Source organism: Candidatus Fusobacterium pullicola (assembly GCA_018883725.1).
In the GTDB taxonomy this organism is placed as follows: Bacteria; Fusobacteriota; Fusobacteriia; order Fusobacteriales; family Fusobacteriaceae; genus Fusobacterium_A; species Fusobacterium_A pullicola.
Genome location: JAHLFN010000017.1, coordinates 1 through 18,194, shown reverse-complemented (window position 1 = coordinate 18,194; position 18,194 = coordinate 1). Strand labels below are relative to the sequence as shown.

Sequence of the window (18,194 nt, the reverse complement as noted above, 5' to 3'; positions counted from 1 at the left end):
GGGAAGCCTCCTGGGAGGATAGGAACTTGCCAAGCTCTCAATAAGAGTGCTTCCTTAGCTCAGTCGGTAGAGCATGCGGCTGTTAACCGCAGTGTCAATGGTTCGAGTCCATTAGGAAGCGCCATTTTTTTTATTTTTTGTAAAAATTTTTTACAGAGGTGGAATATGAAGAAAACAAATGCTATGAGAGAATTAGATAAAAAGAAAATAAAATATGACTATAAAGAGTATGAAGTTGATGAAAATGATTTAAGTGCCATAGCAGTATCTTTAAAGACAGGAGAGGATATTACAAAGATTTTTAAAACTTTAGTTTTACTTACTGAGAAAAAAGAGATGTTAGTAGCTTGTATTCCAGGAGCTGATACAATAGATTTAAAAAAATTAGCTAAGGTAGCTGGAGTAAAAAAAGTTGAGATGTTGGAACTAAAAGAACTTTTTAATATGACTGGTTATATTAGAGGGGGATGTTCCCCAATAGGAATAAAGAAGAGACATCAAAGTTTTATTCATCAAAGTGCTAAGACAAAGGATTACATAATGATAAGTGCAGGAGTTAGAGGATTACAAATAATAATTAATCCTAACGATTTGATAGAATACTTAAATATGCAAGTTGGAGATATAATAGTATAATAAAAATCAAAAGAGGCTAAACTATGAATAGTAAGTTAAAGGATATTGTAGAAAGAGCTATTTTAGTTGCAATAGCACTGTTTATATCTTTATATATGTGCCAAATTTTAAACTTATCTAAATTTTATGCTGGTATTGCAGCTTTAAATGTAGCTAATTTAAGTGATTCACGAACAAGAAGACAGGCATATGAAAGAACAATCACTACATTTTGTGGTGGAGCTGTGGCTTGTATGATTGCTTATAGTGGATTTCAAGAAAATATGTTTTTATATGTGTTGGGATTAATTGTGGTATGTCTCTTAACAGAGATGATAGTGAAAGTACCAGCAACAGTTGGATGTATTGCCTTTACCTATATAATGCTCAATATAGATCCTAATAGAAGTCCAAGTCAATACTTAGAAGAGAGAGTGATAGGAACGGCTATAGGAGCGGTAATGGTGGCTGTTATTGTAACTCTCTATAATAGATATAAACATAAAAAATCAATTTTATTAGAAGCCTATTCTCCTAAGGAGTGGCATCATCATTTTAAGAGAGCTATCATACCAGGAATAGCAGTTATTTTAGGGGTATTTTTGATCAATATTTTAAATGGATATCTAGATCCTAAATATGTAACTAAATATACTATGTATTATTGTGCTTTAGCCTCTGTAGTTCCCTTTCATATAGAGTTAAAAGAGCTTTTTAAGAAGACAAGAGAGAGATTTTTAAGTACGATTTTTGGTGGAATAATAGGATTTTTGTTTATAACTTTAAATTTGGTAGGAAATGTATGGAGCTCTATAGGAATTGTTATAGTTTTAATCTTCATAGAGTCTATAATAAAAGTTTCAGGCTCTTTAGGAGGGGTAGTTTTTCTTTTTATAATGCTCAATGCAAATGAAAAATTGACTCCAACAATATATTATTTGGATAGAGTTTTAGGAACAGGAATAGGAATTATATTAATACTATTTGTAGTATATCTTTTAAAGATATTTGAAAAGTTAAAAAATAGAGATAAAACAATTAAATTATAGAGTATGACTAGATTATTATAAAAATAATTTAAGTTATACTCTTTTTTTATGAAAAAATATGCTACAATAGTAATGTGTTAATTTATATTTAAAATAGTATATAGAAAAACTGAACATAGATATTGGAGGTTATAATGAAAAAGTTAAATAAAATAGTTGGAGTTACATTAATTTTCCTAACTAGTTTTTTATTTTTAGCATGTGGAAATGAAAAAAAGAGTTCTCTAAAGGAGATAAAAACAACTATGAGTATGGATATTGATAGCTTAAATCCATATAAGATGGTATCTAGTGGAACTGAGGAGATAATGTATAATGTTTTTGAAGGGTTACTTATGCCTAGTTCAAGTGGAGAGTTGATTCCAGCAATAGCGGAATCATATAAAGTTTCTGAAGATGGAACTCTATATACTTTTAAAATAAGAAAGGGGATTAAGTTTCATAATGGAAATCCTTTAGATGTAAAAGATGTTGAGTTTTCATTGAATAGAATGGCAGGAAAAGATGGAAATCCACCAGCAAGTGCACTATTTCAAGAGATAGCTGAGATAAATATAGTATCAGAGGATGAAATTCAGATAAGATTAAAAGAAGCAGATTCTGCTTTTATTTATGCTCTAACTAAGGGGATTGTACCAGATGAAAATGCTCAAGAGTTGGATAAAAATCCAATTGGAACAGGACCATATATGATAAAACAATATGATAGAGAGCAACAAATTGTTTTAGAAAAATTTAATGAATATTGGGGAGATAAAGCTAGTATAGATAGGGTAACTGTATTGGTAGTTCCAAACAATGAGACAGCCTTTTTAAAGCTTTTATCAGGTGAGATAAATATGCTTTCAAGGGTAGATGCTAAGAGATTGAATGAGTTAAAAAACTTCAATAATATTTCAGCACCACAAAATACAGTACAAATTTTTGCATTAAATAATAAAGTTGCCCCTTTTGATGATGAAAGAGTTAGAAAGGCTATAAACTTAGCTATTGATAAAGATGAGATCATCAAAAGTGTTATGGGTGGAAATGGAATAAAATTGGAAACAAATATGAGTCCAGTTATGAAAAAGTATGTTATTGAGAATATAGGTGAAAAACAAAATATTGAAGAGGCAAAAAAATTATTAAAAGAGAGTGGGCATGAGAATTTCTCCTTTACTATAAAAGTACCAAGTAACTATCCTATGCATGTAAATACAGCTCAAATAATAGCTGAACAATTAAAGGAGATAGGATTAAATGTAAAGATAGAGACTGTTGAATGGACAACTTGGTTATCTGAAGTCTATTCAGGAAGAAAGTATGAAGCTACAATAGTTGGTTTAACAGGAAAGTTAGATCCATATGCTATACTTAGAAGATATACAAGTGATTATAAAAATAACTTTTTTAACTTTCAAGATAAGAAATATGACAGATTGATAGAGGGAGCAAAAAAATCTACTGTTGATGAGGTTATAGTTGCAAATTATAAAGAGGCTCAAGAGATATTAAGAGATAGACAAGCAGCTATCTATATTATGGATCCAGAATTAATAACTTCATTGGATAAAAAAATAAGTGGATTTGAGTACTATCCTCTTTCATATATTAATTTTGCTAAGATGAAAATTGGAGAGTAGGATGTATTACATAAAGAAACTATTAAAAATGCTTTTTTCCATCTATTTGATAGGAACTATATCTTTCTTACTTTTAGAGCTAATTCCTGGAGATCCAGCCTTAGCTATTTTAGGTGTAGAAAGCTCTGCAGAGGATGTGGCAATTTTAAGGGAGAGTCTAGGATTAAATAAAAGTTTTATCGAAAGATATTTTATTTGGGGAAAAGGAGTTTTATTAGGAGATTTTGGGAACTCTTTTAAATATGGAGAGCCTGTTTCAAAATTGATATTGGATAGATTACCGTTGACTATAGAGATAGCAATATTGACTATTTTAATAGTTTTACTGGTATCTATTCCTCTATCCTTTGCTATTCATAAGATAAAAAAAGCTTCAATAAAAAGAGTATTGGATTTTATAATCGGATTATTTATCTCAATACCATCTTTTTGGTTGGGAATAATCTCTATGTTTTTATTCAGTGTAATTTTGAGATGGTTTTCTGTAGGCTACAATAACTCAATCTCATCGTTAATACTGCCGTGTATAGTTATAGCTATTCCAAACATTGGAGTTTTTACTAGCTATATAAAAAGTAATTTAGACATTGAGATGAGAGAGGAGTATATAAAATATCTCTATGTAAATGGAGTAAAAAGATTTTGGTTAAATTTATATATTCTTAAAAACTCCATTATTCCAGTAATTCCATTGGTTGGAATAATGTTAATAGATTTGATAACAGGAGTTGTAATAATAGAACAGATATTCTCAATCCCAGGTATAGGAAGATTGATGATAACTGCTGTTATAAATAGGGATTTACCTTTGATACAGGGGTTAATTTTTTATACCTCTGTTGTTTTAGTGATTATAAATTTTGGGATAGATATAGTATACTCTATAGTGGATCCAAGAATAAGGAGTGAGAGAGAATGAGAAAGGTAAATTATATACTTTTAGCTTTATTTATAATAGTTTGTATATTCTATTATCAAGATCCTTATGCTATGGAAGAGAGTAGAATTTTAATAGCTCCCAATTTAAAAAATATATTGGGGTGTGATAACTTAGGAAGGGATATTTTTAGTAGACTTCTATTGGGAAGTTTTTACACCCTTTCTATAGCTTTTCTATCGGTGTTTTTAGCTGTTTTAACAGGAGTTGTCATAGGAAGCTTAGCTGGATATTATGGAGGGGTTATAGACTGGATAGTGATGTCTATAGTAGAGGTAATAATATCAATTCCAAGTATACTGATTGCTCTAGGAATAATAATAATATTGGGAACAGGATTTCACTCCTTAATAGTTGCTATTTTTGTAATATATATTCCTAGATGTGTAAATGTAATTAGAGGGCTTGTGAAAAAAGAGAAGAATATGGAGTATGTAGTTGTAGTAAAAACTTATGGGGTATCAAATTTCAGAATTATATATAGACATATTTTACCCAATATATTAAAACCTATATCTGTAGCCTTCACTACTGGTTTTGCAGGAGCAATATTGACAGAGGCTAGTTTAGGGTATCTAGGATTGGGAATACAGCCACCATATCCAACATGGGGTAATATATTAAATCAATCTCAATCCTATTTTTTATCAGCTCCATGGTTTACATTAGCCCCAGGTTTAGCAATAATTTTTACTGTATATCAGATAAAAAAATTGGAGAAAAGAGGGAGAAAGTATTGAAGTTAATTGACATAAAAGGTTTGAACTTAGAAATTGATGGGAAGGTACTTTTAAAAAATATAGACTTTTCTATAAAATATGGTGAAATAGTAGCACTGGCTGGGGAATCTGGAAGTGGAAAAACTTTAACAACAAAGTTTATATTGGGAATTTTACCTGAAAGAAGTAAGATTACCTATGATAAATTTGAAAAAAACTGTAAAATTGGAGCTGTTTTTCAAAATGCTTTTACCTCATTAAATCCAACTATAAGGATAGGGCATCAATTAAAAAAGATATATGAGGGACATTTTGGAAAGAGTAAAGAGTGGGAACAGGAAGTTTTAAATTTATTAGAAAAATTAGGGATAAGAGAGCCAGAAAAAATATTAAAAAAATATCCTCATGAGACAAGTGGAGGAGAGAGACAAAGAGTAGTAATAGCTGGAGCTATGATAGGACGTCCTGAATTGTTGATAGCTGATGAGGTAACAACAGCCTTAGATCTTAAGACTAAAAAAGAGGTATTAACTCTTTTTAAGGATATTCAAAGAGCTACAGGTATATCAATACTATTTATATCTCATGATTTAGAATCAATTCAAAATTTTGCTCAGAAAGTTTATGTAATGTATAAAGGTGAGATTGTTGAACAAAATAGTTGTGAAAAAATATTTGAAGAACAATCACATCCATATGTAAAGAAACTTATTAACTTATCTAAGAGTCTTTGGGTAAGAGGTGAAGAATGATTTTAAAAGTTGAAAAATTAAGAAAAGAGTATATAAAGGGTGGTTTATTTTCAAAGGAGAAAAGAGAGGTCTTAAAAGGAATATCCTTCGAGGTAAAAAGAGGTGAGATATTCTCTATAATAGGACAGTCTGGAGTTGGAAAATCAACTATTGGAAAGATTATACTAGGGATTGAAAAGGAAAGTTCTGGAAAGATAATATTTTTAGGTAAAAATCTAGAAGAGAGAGAGAAGAGAGATATTCAGATGATATTCCAAGATCCCTATAGCTCTTTAAATCCAGCTATGAAAATAAAGGATATTTTAGCAGAACCTCTAAAAGCTAATGGAGAAAAAGATAGAGAAAAAATCTCTAGAATGGTCAAAGATATATTGAGAGAAGTTGGTCTTGAAGAGGAAGTTGGAAATAGGTATCCAAATGAATTGAGTGGAGGACAGAGGCAAAGAGTGGTAATAGGTTGTGCTATGATACTGAAACCAAAGTTAGTAGTTTGTGACGAGCCTGTAGCTTCACTTGATTTAGCAGTTCAAAAACAGATATTAGAGCTTATAAAGAGATTTAATAGAGAGTATGGGACAACGTTTATATTTATATCTCATGACTTAGGTGTAGTATATAATATATCTGATAGAGTAATGGTACTATATAAGGGTGAGATTCAGGAGATAAGAGAGGTAGAAGAGTTCTTTTCAAAACCTCGAAGTGAATATGGAAAATATCTTTTAAGTGGAATAAGGTAAGTAGTGACTACTTACCTTATTAATTTTTTAATATTATTTTCTGTAAAGATGTAATGCTAGTATAGTTTTCATATCTTGAGATATATCTTCTACCTCATCTAAATTAAACCAAGTACCACTTAGATCCTCACCCTCATCTAATTTTAAATTTTGAGGAGTGATTGAGTCATCTTTTAATTGTACAACATATATATATAGTTTTTCTTGAGTATATCCAGGTGATACAGTAAGAGGTTGTTTAGGGGTATAGATGATATTATAATCTTTTGGAAGATATCCAGTTTCCTCTTCAAGCTCTCTATATAGAGTAGAGATAGCAGATTCTCCGGCCTCAATAAGTCCAGCAGGGATTTCATACATCTCTCCAGCTATTCCCGGTCTATACTGTTTTACAAGTAGAGTTTTAGTTCCTGCCGCATTTACAACTAAGGCTCCTATTGCATCTTGTTTGATAAGATATTCCAAAGTGGTTTGTGTAGTAGGGTGTTTCTCCACTGCAATTTTTAAAAATTTTAAATCTTCTAATTTCATAATAAACTCTCCTTTATAGATCATTTTCTAACTCTTCAAATTTTTTTCTTTGCTCAGTAATAGCGTCATACAGTTGCTTTTTTCTTTTTAGATATTTTATTCTCTCTTTATCTTTGTGATCTTTAATCATATCCATAATAGGAAGTAAAAAACCAGCTACAATACCGGCAGAAAATCCATTGTTATATAGATTTAATCCACCATGAACAGTCCCAATACTTTGAACTACAGCAAGATGAAGCCACCCGGCAATTATTCCCCATATTGCTCCATATACACCTGCTACAGGGGCTAAAGAGGTTCCAAACAAAGCTGAAAGAGCTATTGTAAATCCATTTGTTGAACTTCCCCAACCAGCTATATATACACCAATCAAGATAGGAATAGTATTTTTAAAGTGTTTTCCATAGGCAGAAAATCCAACTACAGCAAGTATTCCAGCAAGAAGAGGTCCATTGAGAGTCTCTCCAATCAGGATAACAAACCCGGTAGCAACAAATCCCATTATTCCCATATTTATAAAAGTTAATCCAAAACCATATTTTTTTACAAAATCAGACTTTAGTCCACTGTCTTTTAAAAGTTCTAAATACCCTTTAAAAGAGCTATTATTTATAAAGTAACCAATTATAATAAGAGCTAAGAAAACAGCTGTACAGATTACTTTTAATGCTAGGTCAAACTCTGTAGAGATAATTCTTTGAGGTGTAATTTGGAAATTATAGAGCTTTAAGATTGAAGTGATTACAGCTCCAAGTATTCCTCCAGTAAATCCCAAATTGTAGAGGTTAAATCCCTCATGAAAACCAGCCATTTTTTTTGCAAGTGGAGTTACAATAAAACCTATAACAATACCTAAAGCGATAGCATTGATATAAGAGGTATCTGTAGTATCCACTCTAAAGGCAACTTCACTGACAAAGGGAGCTAAAGCACTTGTAAAGGATATAGTGACAAAAACCTCCTTAAAATCAATATGTTCAAAGACACTATATAGTATTCCACCAAGATAAAAAGGGAGGATATTGAGTATATTTTTTCCAAAGAAAGAGAAACCAAAGACAGTAAAAAATGAAGCTATAACTAAGCCAGTTATCTCTATTTTTAATAATCTAGTTAGTGTAAAGTTGAAAAGAAATATTAAAAATGCGTTTAAGAATACAGCTCCAATCCCACCAATAACTAGAAAATCTGTAATTAAAACAGCAGGAGAAGTTATTATTTTTAAAATACCAGTTAAAACATTTTCTCTTTCGTAGATAACATATCCAATGAAACCCAAGATGATAATTGTAATCAAAGAGAAAGAGACAAACTTAATCTTTTTAATTCGATTATTATTAAAATTGTCCATTAAATCCTCCAAATAAAAAATTCTTAATTAAATATTATTATTTTTTATGTAAAAAGTCAAACAATGATTTAGAGAAATAGTACTCAAAAATAAAAAAATATAGTAATATAGATATATGGAAAATAAGAGAGATTACTATGTATATATGATTAGATGTAAGGATGAAAGTTTATATACAGGAATAACAACTGATGTTGAGAGAAGATATAGGGAGCATGAAGTAGGAAGGGGAGCAAAATATACAAAGGCTAAAGGAGTGAAAAATTTAGAGATATATTTTCAATGTCAAAGCAGGGGAGAGGCAAGTAAAATAGAAATTTATATAAAAAGTTTAATTAAACAAAAAAAGGAGTTCTTCCTTATAAATCAAGAGTTATTAGCTGTTGAATTAAAAGAAAAAATAGGTGTTGAAATAAAAATAAAATAAAAAATAAAAAAAGTGTTGACAGGAAATGAAATTTATGATAATATAATACATGTTCTGAAACACGAAAGTGTTAAAGCAAAAATGCCTGGATGGCGGAACAGGTAGACGCACAGGACTTAAAATCCTGTGGTATTTAGTTACCGTGCCGGTTCGATTCCGGCTCTAGGCACCACTTAACGCGGGGTAGAGCAGTCTGGTAGCTCGTCGGGCTCATAACCCGAAGGTCGCAGGTTCAAATCCTTCCCCCGCCACCAAAAAAGAATACAATGATATGCGGGAATAGCTCAGTTGGTAGAGCGTCAGCCTTCCAAGCTGAATGTCGCGAGTTCGACCCTCGTTTCCCGCTCCAATTTAAAGATGCGTCATTAGCTCAGCTGGTAGAGCACACGACTTTTAATCGTGTTGCCACAGGTTCAAATCCTGTATGACGCACCATTTATGTGTCTGTAGCTCAGCTGGATAGAGCAACGCCCTTCTAAGGCGTGGGTCAGGAGTTCGAATCTCTTCAGACACGCCATTAAAAATTGGATCCATAGCTCAGTTGGTCAGAGCACTCGGCTCATAACCGAGTGGTCGCTGGTTCGACTCCAGCTGGATCCACCACTGCCCCGTTCGTTCAGTGGTAAGGACATCAGATTTTCACTCTGGAAACAGGGGTTCGATTCCCCTACGGGGTACCATTATTATAATAAGTGTTTCTAAGGTTGGAAGGTTATCCTAATTGGTAAGGAACCGGTCTTGAAAACCGGCGCCGCAAGGCTTCAGAGTTCGAATCTCTGATCTTCCGCCAGATATGCCCAGATAGCTCAGTCGGTAGAGCAGGGGACTGAAAATCCCCGTGTCGGTGGTTCGATTCCGCCTCTGGGCACCACTTAAAAAGGTCTCATAGCTCAGTTGGGAGAGCACCTGCCTTACAAGCAGGGGGTCACAGGTTCAAGTCCTGTTGAGACCACCATTATATGGGGGTGTAGCTCAGTTGGTTAGAGCGCATGCCTGTCACGCATGAGGTCGCGAGTTCGACCCTCGTCACTCCCGCCATTTTGATATGTAAGACGTACTTATGTACGTCTTTTTTTACATATATATAAGAGGATTCATCAACAAATAAAAAGGAGGGGTAAAATGAGCACATTATTAAATATAATATGGCTTTTTTTCGGTGGTTTAGTTTTAGCATTAGAATGGGTGATAGCAGGAGTTTTATGTATTATCTTTATAGTAACAATACCTTTTGCTAGAGGGTGTTTTGAGATGGCAGGATCATGTCTTACACCATTTGGAAAAAGAGTTGAGTTACAAAGTAATTATGGAGAGCCAGCAAGACCAATTAGTGCATTTTTATGGATAATATTTGCGGGAATATGGTTAGCACTATCTCACCTATTAATAGGGATAGCTCAATGTTGCACAATCGTAGGAATACCATTTGGAATACAAAATTTTAAACTGGTTCAAGTAGCATTTAATCCATATAAATATACTTTAAGATAGTATGAAAAAAAGAGAAAGCTTAAAATGACTTAAATCATTTTAGTAGCTTTCTCTTTTTATTAAATTATAATTTTTTAATTCCTTCTAATATCTTATCAGCTATAGGAGTGAATAAAGCAGATGAGTCTACACATTCCTCTCCTCTAGTCATCTTTGCAAATCCCTTAGTCATAGGTAACTCTCCAAGAAGAGGTAACCCCATATCTTTTAAGAAATCATGAGCTCCAGATTCCTCATGGAAGCTTATTTTTGTTTCACAACCAGGGCAAACTATATAGCTCATATTTTCAACTACTCCTATTACAGGAACATTCATTTTTTTAGCCATATTAACAGCTTTAGCTACAATCATAGATACCATATCTTGTGGTACAGATACCATTACAATTCCATTGATAGGAGTAGATTGCATAACTGTAAGGGCTACATCTCCAGTACCAGGAGGCATATCTATAAGAAGATAGTCAAGATCTCCCCATAATACCTCTTCCCAGAATTGTTTTACAGCACTACTTATGATAGAACCTCTCCACACTACAGGTTGACTCTCATCTTGAAGTAATAAGTTAAGAGAGATAATTTTAATTCCCTCTTTAGATGTTACTGGAATGATGTTAGTACCATCTCCTATAGCCATCTGTCCACTAACTCCCATAAGTCTAGGGATACTAGGTCCAGTTATATCAGCATCCATTATACCAACTTTATAACCTCTTTTTGCTAAATCTTTTGCAAGTAGTGTAGTAACAGTTGATTTTCCAACTCCACCTTTACCACTCATGATTCCAATTACATTTTTTATATTATTTAATGGATTGTTAACAATCCCACAACTCTCTTTGTCCTTTGTACAAGCACCGTTTGAAGGACAAGTACTACAATTTGACATCTATTTTTCCTCCTTAAATTAACAATTACTATTTTTTAATCATACACTCATAATATGGATTTGTCAAATTTAAAATAATAATTATTAGATTGCAATAGATATAGGAGAGTTATTAATTTTATGAGTATATATTTTATGTAATTCCTCTTCAGTTACATTTTTACTAGGAATATCAAGGATAACCTTTCCCTTATCAAGCATAACTATTCTGTCAGCATACTTTATAGCATCTCTAAGATTATGTGAAATCATAAGAGCAGTTATTTTTTGTTTATCTATAAGTTGTTTAGTTTTTTCCATAATAACTTTAGATGTTTTAGGATCTAAGGCAGAGGTATGCTCATCTAGGAGTAGAAGTTTAGGCTTTTTCATAGTTGCCATAATAAGTGATAGAGCTTGTCTTTGTCCACCTGATAAGAATTTTACTTGTGTATCTAGCTTATTTTCTAAACCTAATTCAACCTCTTTGAGTAAATTAATATAATTTTCAATTTTATTTTTTTGTATTAGTCTTTTAAGTGAAAATTTTTCACATTTTTTACTAGCTAAAGATATATTTTCTAGTATTGTAAGAGATGGAGAAACACCTTTAGATGGATCTTGATGAATTTTACTTATGCCGAAAGCTCTTTTTTCCTCTCTAAGTTTTCCAATCTCTATACCATCTAATAAAATAGAACCACCATCATTTTCTAAAGAACCACTTATTAGATTAAAAAGAGTAGATTTTCCACACCCGTTAGCTCCTAAGATAGCTACAAACTCACTATCTTTAACTGTAAAGTTAAAATTATTGAATATAGTTGTTTCATTTTCAGTTCCAACATTAAAACTCTTTGATAAATTTTTTATTTGTAGCATCTTTTTTTCCTCCTTTTTTGATAAAACCTAAAATAGACATATTATTATAACCAATAAAAAGAATAACAATAATAGCACTAATAGCTTTGAGATCAGTAGGAGCAAGCCCTACTTCTAAAGCAAGTCCACCTATAATTTTGTAGATAATAGCCCCTAAGATAGCTCTACTAGTTCCATTTATTTTTTTAGAATTTTTTAAGAAGGTATCTCCAATTATAATAGAGGCAAGAGCTGATACTATGATAGAAGCCCCCATATTAATATCAGCAAATCCTTGAAGTTGTCCCATAAGAGCACCACTAACAGCAACAATTCCATTAGATAGCATAAGTCCTAACAACTTATATGTATTACAGTTTACACCTAGAGATTTTACAAGTGTTTCATTATCTCCAGTAGCTATTAAAAGATATCCTCTCTCTGTTTTTAAAAATATATCCATCAGAAGTTTGATTAATAGTACAATAATTACAAGGATAACTATTGTATTTCCATAATCAAAGATAGAAGAGTAATTGTATAGAGGAATATTGGCTTTTCCATTTACTCTTAAATTAACAGAGTAAAGAATAGTCATCGTAAGTATCCCAGCTAATATTGGTGCAATTCTCATTTTAATATGAAGTGCATATGTAATAACCCCAGCTAATGAACCAAAAACAAATGACAATATTGTACTGGTAATTGGATCTAAACCTATTAACATAAATTTTGAAAAAATAAATGCTCCAAAAGGAAAAGTTCCTTCTACAGATAGATCTGGAAAATCAAGTATTTTATATGTGATAAAAACTCCTATTGCAAGAACTGCAAATATTAATCCTTGCTCCAAAGATATAGATAATAAAGCTCCCATTTTATCTCCTCTCTAATCTACAAATGTAGCCCCTGAAAATACAGGTAAACTCTCTGAAAGATTTAAATTTTTTAAAGTTTTTCTATTCACAACTTTTGTTGTATTTTTAGATGTTTCTACTGGTAGATTTTCTACTGAAACCTTATCAACTAGAATTTTTTTAGCCATGGCTCCAGTTTGTCTTCCAAGCTCATAGTAACTAAGCCCATCTGTCATAAGAATTCCACCTTGTACATGAGCCTCCTCAGCACCAATAGTTAATTTTTTATTCTTGATACTAGCCTTTGAAATTAAATTGATAGCTGAAGCAACTATATTATCTGTAATAGTGTAAAATCCATCTACTTTTCTAACAACTGAGTTTACAGCTTGAGGAATATCATTGATATTATTTACTCCCACTGGAATAATTTCAAGATTTAATTTTTCTCCAATCTCTTTAGCCTTAGCAATTTGAATTTCAGAGTTAGCCTCACTAGTATTATAGATAACAGCTATTTTCTTTACTTTAGGATTGATCTCTTTAAAAAGGCTTAGTTGCTTTTCAACAGGAGCAGCATCAGAAGTTCCACTGATGTTACCTCCAACTTTTTCAAGTGAATCAACAAGTTGTGCACTTACAGGATCAGTAACAGCACTGAATAAAATAGGTATTGTATCAGTTGCTTGCTTAGCTGATTGTGCAGAAGGAGTGGCTATAGCAAATATAAGGTCTTTCTTATCAGCAACAAATTTTTGAGCTATCATACCAGCTGTTCCAGTATCTCCTTGAGAGTTTTTATAATCTATATTAGCATCTACACCAAGATTCTTTAATTCATCTTCAAAACCTTTTCTTACAGCATCTAGTGCTGGATGTTCTGCAAATTGAGATATACCAATATTAAAAGTTTTTTCATTGGCATAGGATATGATACTAAAAATAAAAAATATCATCATTCCAATTATTTTTTTTGACTTCTGTACTACTGTTTTTTTCATAAATCCTCCTCTTGAGGAAATAAAAAAACCTTTTTACAAGAATTGTAAAAAGGTAATTAACAAAATATATTAAAAAGATATAGGTAAATCTATCTACACTATAATTTTACTATTTTATTTTACTACTATCCTACAATTCTACAAAATTTTCTTATTCCTACAACTATTCTACTATTCTACATTTTATATTCATTGATTATATATAAATTTTTTTTAAATGTCAACCCTTAATTTTATTCATTAGGAACAGCTCTATGCCCAAGCCCTATAACAACCTCATCTAATCTGAACATTCCAATAGTTAAAAATATACATACAGACAGGTGTTCTTGGTATCTAGCTATACCAATTTTTCCACCAACATTGAAGCCTACAGATTTATCTAAAATTTGATCAATAGCCTCTCTAGTAGCCCCAGTTAATGCTCCTTCATATACATGTGATTCAGTTATAAGTCCATTTCTTTTAGCAGCGACTAATGTTCTTTCTAAGATTTTTGGGATAGAGTCAACAACATTTCCTCCAATATCAACAGCAGCAGTTTTAATCTCTCTTTTCATATATTTATCTTTTAGCTCTTGTTCCTCTTCTCTATTACTCATAGCCATCTCTATAGATACCCTAGCTATATCCTTACTTTTATATTGCATAAAGACTCCTCACTTTCAAAATTTTATATCTATATTATATCAAAAAATCTAAAAAACTAACAGAAAAATTAAAAATAAGAATGTTTAAAAAGTTGTATAAAACGATTGAAAAAATATATATTTATGATATATTTAAAGAGTAAATTTAAAATTTTTTATACAAAGGGCAACAGCTCCAAAGAAACCAGAGTTTTCTCCTAAGTCTGGTGTAACTATATATTCATCTATTTTATTAGCAATCAGATCACTTTGGACATAGCCGTTCAATAGCTTAGCTACCTCTTTTCTAATTTTTGGAAGGAGTTGTTTATGTTTTATAACATCTCCACCAAGAATTATTTTCTCAGGAGATAGTATTAATATATAGTTAACAAGGGCATGCGCTATATAGAAGGCCTCTAAATCCCAAGCAGGGTGATTTTCACCTAAAGATTCTAATTTTTTATTCCATCTTTTTTCAATAGCTGGACCAGATGCCATTCCTTCTAAGCAGTTTCCCCCATGGAAAGGACAGTTTCCAGCAAACTTATCACGAGGGTGTCTACTTACAAAAATGTGTCCCATCTCTGGGTGCAACATTCCGTGAACAAGCTTTCCCTCAACGATAGCTCCGCCACCTATACCACTTCCAATAGTCATATATATAGAATTTTTTAATCCTTTCCCAGCTCCCCAAGTAGCTTCTCCTAAGATAGCAGCATTGATATTTGTATCTAAGAAAATAGATATATTTAAAGCTGTTCTTAAAGTACCGAATAAATCAAAATTTTTCCAAGCTGTTTTGGGAGAGGATGTAATATAACCATAAGTCTCAGATTGAGGATTCAAATCAAGAGGACCAAAACATCCAATTCCAAGAGCAGCAATATCCTTATCTTTGAAAAACTCAATAACAAGAGGTATTGTTTTTTCTGGAGTCTCTGTTAGAATACTTATTTTTTCAAGAGTATTTCCTTTTTCATCAGTTATTCCACAAATAAATTTTTTTCCACCTGCATCAATAGCTCCAAATTTCATAAAAATCTTCCTCCTTTAATATTATAGTATATATTATATTTACTACAAAAAAATTGAATTTCCTTTGTTTTTAGAAATCATAATTACTTTGAGCAGGAATATAATCTAGATATAGATTTGAATCAAACATCTTTCCCAACTCGTCTATAGAATCAAGACCAGTAAAATATATGATTGTTTCAGAATCAGGAATAAATTTAATTGTATTTCCCTTTAAATGGAAATTACCTACATCTTTAGAGATAGGAAATTTAAGAACAGGTGAGCCAATATCTTTCAAAAGCCGTTGATAAAGATTTTGTAATTGTCTAGTTCCAATTTTTTCATTGTCAAAGACAACTCTAATTTTAGTCAGGGAATCATTTACTAAGTAAAATTGATACTTTTCAATATTTTCCTTTGGATCTTCAACAGATAGAATTGTAGTATTTTCATCAAGAGTAGGTTCTTTTTCTATTTTTGGGAATATGATACTTAGATCATTACCAGTATCCCCCCAGTTAATTCCATTGAAATCCTTTATTGAAAATGATGATATGTAGATAATTAAAAAGAGTAAAAACGCTTTTTTCATACTTAATAACCTCCAGTAAGTTTATAGTAGTTATATTTTAACAAATTTTTATTTAATTAGATAAAGAAATTTTTGAAAAAGTTTAAAAATATTGGTATTATATAATTAAAAAGTCGACTTAAATTATGGAGGGTAAAATGAAGAGGGAAAATTATATAGAGTGGGATGAGTATTTTATGGGGATAGCTCTTCTTTCTGGAAAAAGAAGTAAGGATCCGAATACACAAGTGGGAGCTTGTATTGTTAATGAAGAAAAAAAGATTGTTGGGGTAGGATATAATGGATTACCTATAGGGTGTAGTGATGATGAATATCCTTGGGAAAGAGAGGGAGAGTTTTTAGAAACTAAGTATCCATTTGTTTGTCATGCTGAATTAAATGCTATATTGAATAGTACTAAAACTTTAAAAAATTGTACAATATATGTTGCTCTTTTTCCTTGTCATGAGTGTAGTAAAGCTATAATTCAAAGTGGAATAAAAGAGTTGGTATATTTATCAGATAAATATGATGGAACAGAGTCAAATACTGCCTCTAAAAAAATGTTAAATTCAGCAGGAGTAAAATTTAGACAGTTAAAATCAAAGATAAATAAGATTGAATTATCTTTTGATGAGAAAGATTATTAAGAGCAGAATTATTAAATTTTCTTTTATTAAAAATTATTTTAGTTTAGAAGAAGTTGATTAACTAAAGCTTAAAGAGTAAAAATAAAATTCTGTTTATTTAGAGTTTTATTATCTTTTGCTAAGTTAATCTAACTTCTATATCTAAATGCTCTATTTTTTCTTTCTGAAAAAGTCTTTGAAAGATTTTTTAGGCGAAACATCCTTCATCTCTTGCTGTTCTTTTCTATATTGAGACCAATTTGGGTCATTTTTCATATGTTTTCTCATTTGACTCATATATTGATATGTAGCCTTAGCATCAGAATATTTTTTCTTCATATTGAATTTTATATCTGAAAAAGTTTGACCAATACCATCGAAAATATCTTTTATATTATAAAAAACTCTTTTAGGAAAGTTATACTTATATATTTCTCCACAGTGAGGGCATTTATATTTTGCAGATTTATCAGAAATCTTCATTTTTTTCTTACAAGCTGGGCAAAGAATAATAAATTTTTTCATTTTAAACTCCTAAAACTAATGATATAATAATTTAAAAGATATTATATCATAAATATTTTATAAGGAGAATATGAAATTGAAAGAAAAAAATTTGATTAAAAATACAGATCTATTTTTTAGATTAGAGGATAGTGAATTTGAAAATATAATTGAGAAGTGTAGATATAAAATTTTAAATTTTCAAAAGGATGAGTATGTGGCTTTTAGAGGTGATGATATAGATGGTGTTTATATCAATTTAGAAGGAATACTGGTAGCAGAGATGTTGAAGGATGATGGAAATGTTAAAAAAATAGAGGAACTAGGAAAAGGAAGAATAGTTGCCTCAGCATTTATTTTTGGAAATGTAAATAAATTTCCTATAGATTTAGTAGCTAAATCTAAAGTAAAAGTGCTTTTTATTGAAAAAAATGAAGTAGTTGAATTGCTAAAAAGTAACAGTAAGATTTTAAAAATATTTTTAGATGAGATAAGTAATAAGGCACAGTTTTTATCAAAAAATCTATGGGAAAGTTTGAGTAATAAGACTATAAATCAAAAATTAGTAGAATATATGTTAAAAAATGAAAAAGATGGAATAATAATTTTCAATAATTCAATAAAAGAGTTATCGGAATACTTTAATGTGAGTCGTCCATCACTTTCAAGAGTAATAAAAAATATTATAGAAGAGGGAGTTATAGAGAGAGTTGAAAAGGGAAAATATAAAATTCTTTCAAGGGAAAAACTATTAAAAATAAAGTAAAATTAATACTTTGTTGTTTATTATCTAAATAAAGAATAAAATTTTTTAAAAAAAGTGTTGACGAAAAATATTATTTATGATATTATAATCTTTGTCCGCGAGAGAGCGGCACAGATGAATAAATAAGGACATTAGCAACAGAATAGAGAAAGACAATAAATGCAAACACAACAATAAATTGGTGTAATAAATAATCAGTAAATTTTACTGAGTTAAATAGATTGAACGAAGAGTTTGATCCTGGCTCA

General features: G+C 30.9%; 21 protein-coding genes and 12 tRNA genes. 23 read left to right on the top strand and 10 right to left on the bottom strand.

Annotated elements, in window-relative coordinates:
• Positions 1–48: 48 nt before the first annotated feature.
• From IAA47_02165 to IAA47_02130, 8 genes are all read left to right on the top strand, one after another.
• Positions 49–124, top strand: a tRNA-Asn gene (locus tag IAA47_02165).
• Positions 125–165: 41 nt separating this feature from the next.
• A complete protein-coding gene (ybaK, locus tag IAA47_02160) occupies positions 166–636 on the top strand; it encodes a Cys-tRNA(Pro) deacylase (protein ID MBU3841787.1) in 471 nt (156 codons plus the stop codon).
• Between the two features lie 23 nt (positions 637–659).
• Positions 660–1,664 carry an FUSC family protein gene (locus IAA47_02155; protein MBU3841786.1) on the top strand — a complete coding sequence of 335 codons (1,005 nt, stop codon included), beginning with the start codon at positions 660–662 and terminating at the stop codon, positions 1,662–1,664.
• Between the two features lie 134 nt (positions 1,665–1,798).
• A complete protein-coding gene (locus tag IAA47_02150; protein ID MBU3841785.1) occupies positions 1,799–3,289 on the top strand; it encodes an ABC transporter substrate-binding protein in 1,491 nt (496 codons plus the stop codon).
• Position 3,290: 1 nt separating this feature from the next.
• The gene (locus IAA47_02145) at positions 3,291–4,208 is read left to right on the top strand and encodes an ABC transporter permease (protein MBU3841784.1); all 918 of its coding nucleotides are present in this window, start codon (positions 3,291–3,293) and stop codon (positions 4,206–4,208) included.
• Entirely contained in the window at positions 4,205–4,966 is a 762-nt protein-coding gene (locus IAA47_02140) for an ABC transporter permease (protein MBU3841783.1), read from the top strand. Before IAA47_02145 ends, IAA47_02140 begins: the two co-directional genes overlap by 4 nt.
• Positions 4,963–5,697, top strand: coding sequence for an ATP-binding cassette domain-containing protein (locus tag IAA47_02135; GenBank protein MBU3841782.1), 735 nt, complete (start codon positions 4,963–4,965; stop codon positions 5,695–5,697). The genes IAA47_02140 and IAA47_02135 overlap by 4 nt, the downstream gene beginning before the upstream one ends.
• Positions 5,694–6,437: an ATP-binding cassette domain-containing protein gene (locus IAA47_02130; GenBank protein MBU3841781.1), complete on the top strand. Its 744-nt coding sequence runs from the start codon at positions 5,694–5,696 to the stop codon at positions 6,435–6,437. Before IAA47_02135 ends, IAA47_02130 begins: the two co-directional genes overlap by 4 nt.
• 33 nt (positions 6,438–6,470) lie before the next feature.
• Here IAA47_02130 and IAA47_02125 read toward each other — a convergent pair whose 3' ends face one another.
• Positions 6,471–6,968, bottom strand: a complete 498-nt coding sequence (locus tag IAA47_02125; protein MBU3841780.1) for an NUDIX hydrolase — start codon at positions 6,966–6,968, stop codon at positions 6,471–6,473.
• A gap of 13 nt (positions 6,969–6,981) precedes the next feature.
• Entirely contained in the window at positions 6,982–8,322 is a 1,341-nt protein-coding gene (locus IAA47_02120; GenBank protein MBU3841779.1) for a DUF1576 domain-containing protein, read from the bottom strand.
• Between the two features lie 115 nt (positions 8,323–8,437).
• Here IAA47_02120 and IAA47_02115 point away from each other — a divergent pair, with 115 nt between their 5' ends.
• From IAA47_02115 to IAA47_02055, 13 genes are all read left to right on the top strand, one after another.
• Complete coding sequence (locus IAA47_02115) at positions 8,438–8,749, top strand: GIY-YIG nuclease family protein (protein MBU3841778.1); 312 nt, start codon at positions 8,438–8,440, stop codon at positions 8,747–8,749.
• Between the two features lie 83 nt (positions 8,750–8,832).
• A tRNA-Leu gene (locus IAA47_02110) sits at positions 8,833–8,921 on the top strand.
• Between the two features lie 5 nt (positions 8,922–8,926).
• A tRNA-Met gene (locus tag IAA47_02105) sits at positions 8,927–9,003 on the top strand.
• Positions 9,004–9,022: 19 nt separating this feature from the next.
• Positions 9,023–9,098, top strand: a tRNA-Gly gene (locus IAA47_02100).
• A 10-nt stretch (positions 9,099–9,108) separates the two neighbouring features.
• Positions 9,109–9,184, top strand: a tRNA-Lys gene (locus IAA47_02095).
• A 5-nt stretch (positions 9,185–9,189) separates the two neighbouring features.
• A tRNA-Arg gene (locus IAA47_02090) sits at positions 9,190–9,266 on the top strand.
• A 9-nt stretch (positions 9,267–9,275) separates the two neighbouring features.
• Positions 9,276–9,352, top strand: a tRNA-Ile gene (locus tag IAA47_02085).
• A gap of 2 nt (positions 9,353–9,354) precedes the next feature.
• A tRNA-Glu gene (locus tag IAA47_02080) sits at positions 9,355–9,429 on the top strand.
• 26 nt (positions 9,430–9,455) lie between these two features.
• A tRNA-Ser gene (locus IAA47_02075) sits at positions 9,456–9,539 on the top strand.
• A gap of 5 nt (positions 9,540–9,544) precedes the next feature.
• A tRNA-Phe gene (locus tag IAA47_02070) sits at positions 9,545–9,620 on the top strand.
• 8 nt (positions 9,621–9,628) lie between these two features.
• A tRNA-Val gene (locus IAA47_02065) sits at positions 9,629–9,704 on the top strand.
• Between the two features lie 6 nt (positions 9,705–9,710).
• Positions 9,711–9,787, top strand: a tRNA-Asp gene (locus tag IAA47_02060).
• Positions 9,788–9,871: 84 nt separating this feature from the next.
• Positions 9,872–10,240, top strand: a complete 369-nt coding sequence (locus IAA47_02055; GenBank protein ID MBU3841777.1) for a YccF domain-containing protein — start codon at positions 9,872–9,874, stop codon at positions 10,238–10,240.
• Between the two features lie 64 nt (positions 10,241–10,304).
• Here IAA47_02055 and IAA47_02050 read toward each other — a convergent pair whose 3' ends face one another.
• From IAA47_02050 to IAA47_02020, 7 genes are all read right to left on the bottom strand, one after another.
• Complete coding sequence (locus IAA47_02050) at positions 10,305–11,129, bottom strand: Mrp/NBP35 family ATP-binding protein (GenBank protein ID MBU3841776.1); 825 nt, start codon at positions 11,127–11,129, stop codon at positions 10,305–10,307.
• Between the two features lie 84 nt (positions 11,130–11,213).
• Positions 11,214–11,990 (bottom strand): ATP-binding cassette domain-containing protein, encoded by a 777-nt coding sequence (locus IAA47_02045; GenBank protein ID MBU3841775.1) that lies wholly within the window; start codon positions 11,988–11,990, stop codon positions 11,214–11,216.
• The gene (locus tag IAA47_02040) at positions 11,956–12,846 is read right to left on the bottom strand and encodes an ABC transporter permease (GenBank protein ID MBU3841774.1); all 891 of its coding nucleotides are present in this window, start codon (positions 12,844–12,846) and stop codon (positions 11,956–11,958) included. The genes IAA47_02045 and IAA47_02040 overlap by 35 nt, the downstream gene beginning before the upstream one ends.
• Before the next feature lie 12 nt (positions 12,847–12,858).
• On the bottom strand, positions 12,859–13,827 hold the full coding sequence (locus IAA47_02035) for an ABC transporter substrate-binding protein (protein ID MBU3841773.1): 969 nt from the start codon (positions 13,825–13,827) through the stop codon (positions 12,859–12,861).
• 233 nt (positions 13,828–14,060) lie between these two features.
• On the bottom strand, positions 14,061–14,477 hold the full coding sequence (locus IAA47_02030) for a HutP family protein (protein ID MBU3841772.1): 417 nt from the start codon (positions 14,475–14,477) through the stop codon (positions 14,061–14,063).
• 132 nt (positions 14,478–14,609) lie between these two features.
• Positions 14,610–15,494 carry an ROK family protein gene (locus tag IAA47_02025; GenBank protein MBU3841771.1) on the bottom strand — a complete coding sequence of 295 codons (885 nt, stop codon included), beginning with the start codon at positions 15,492–15,494 and terminating at the stop codon, positions 14,610–14,612.
• A 70-nt stretch (positions 15,495–15,564) separates the two neighbouring features.
• Positions 15,565–16,068: a hypothetical protein gene (locus IAA47_02020; protein MBU3841770.1), complete on the bottom strand. Its 504-nt coding sequence runs from the start codon at positions 16,066–16,068 to the stop codon at positions 15,565–15,567.
• Positions 16,069–16,205: 137 nt separating this feature from the next.
• Between IAA47_02020 and IAA47_02015 the strand changes: the two genes are divergently transcribed.
• Positions 16,206–16,697, top strand: coding sequence for a dCMP deaminase family protein (locus IAA47_02015; GenBank protein MBU3841769.1), 492 nt, complete (start codon positions 16,206–16,208; stop codon positions 16,695–16,697).
• Positions 16,698–16,847: 150 nt separating this feature from the next.
• On the opposite strand, the gene IAA47_02010 is transcribed toward IAA47_02015, so the two are convergent.
• Positions 16,848–17,201: a DUF2089 domain-containing protein gene (locus IAA47_02010; protein ID MBU3841768.1), complete on the bottom strand. Its 354-nt coding sequence runs from the start codon at positions 17,199–17,201 to the stop codon at positions 16,848–16,850.
• A gap of 76 nt (positions 17,202–17,277) precedes the next feature.
• Here IAA47_02010 and IAA47_02005 point away from each other — a divergent pair, with 76 nt between their 5' ends.
• The gene (locus IAA47_02005) at positions 17,278–17,946 is read left to right on the top strand and encodes a Crp/Fnr family transcriptional regulator (GenBank protein ID MBU3841767.1); all 669 of its coding nucleotides are present in this window, start codon (positions 17,278–17,280) and stop codon (positions 17,944–17,946) included.
• Positions 17,947–18,194: the final 248 nt, after the last annotated feature.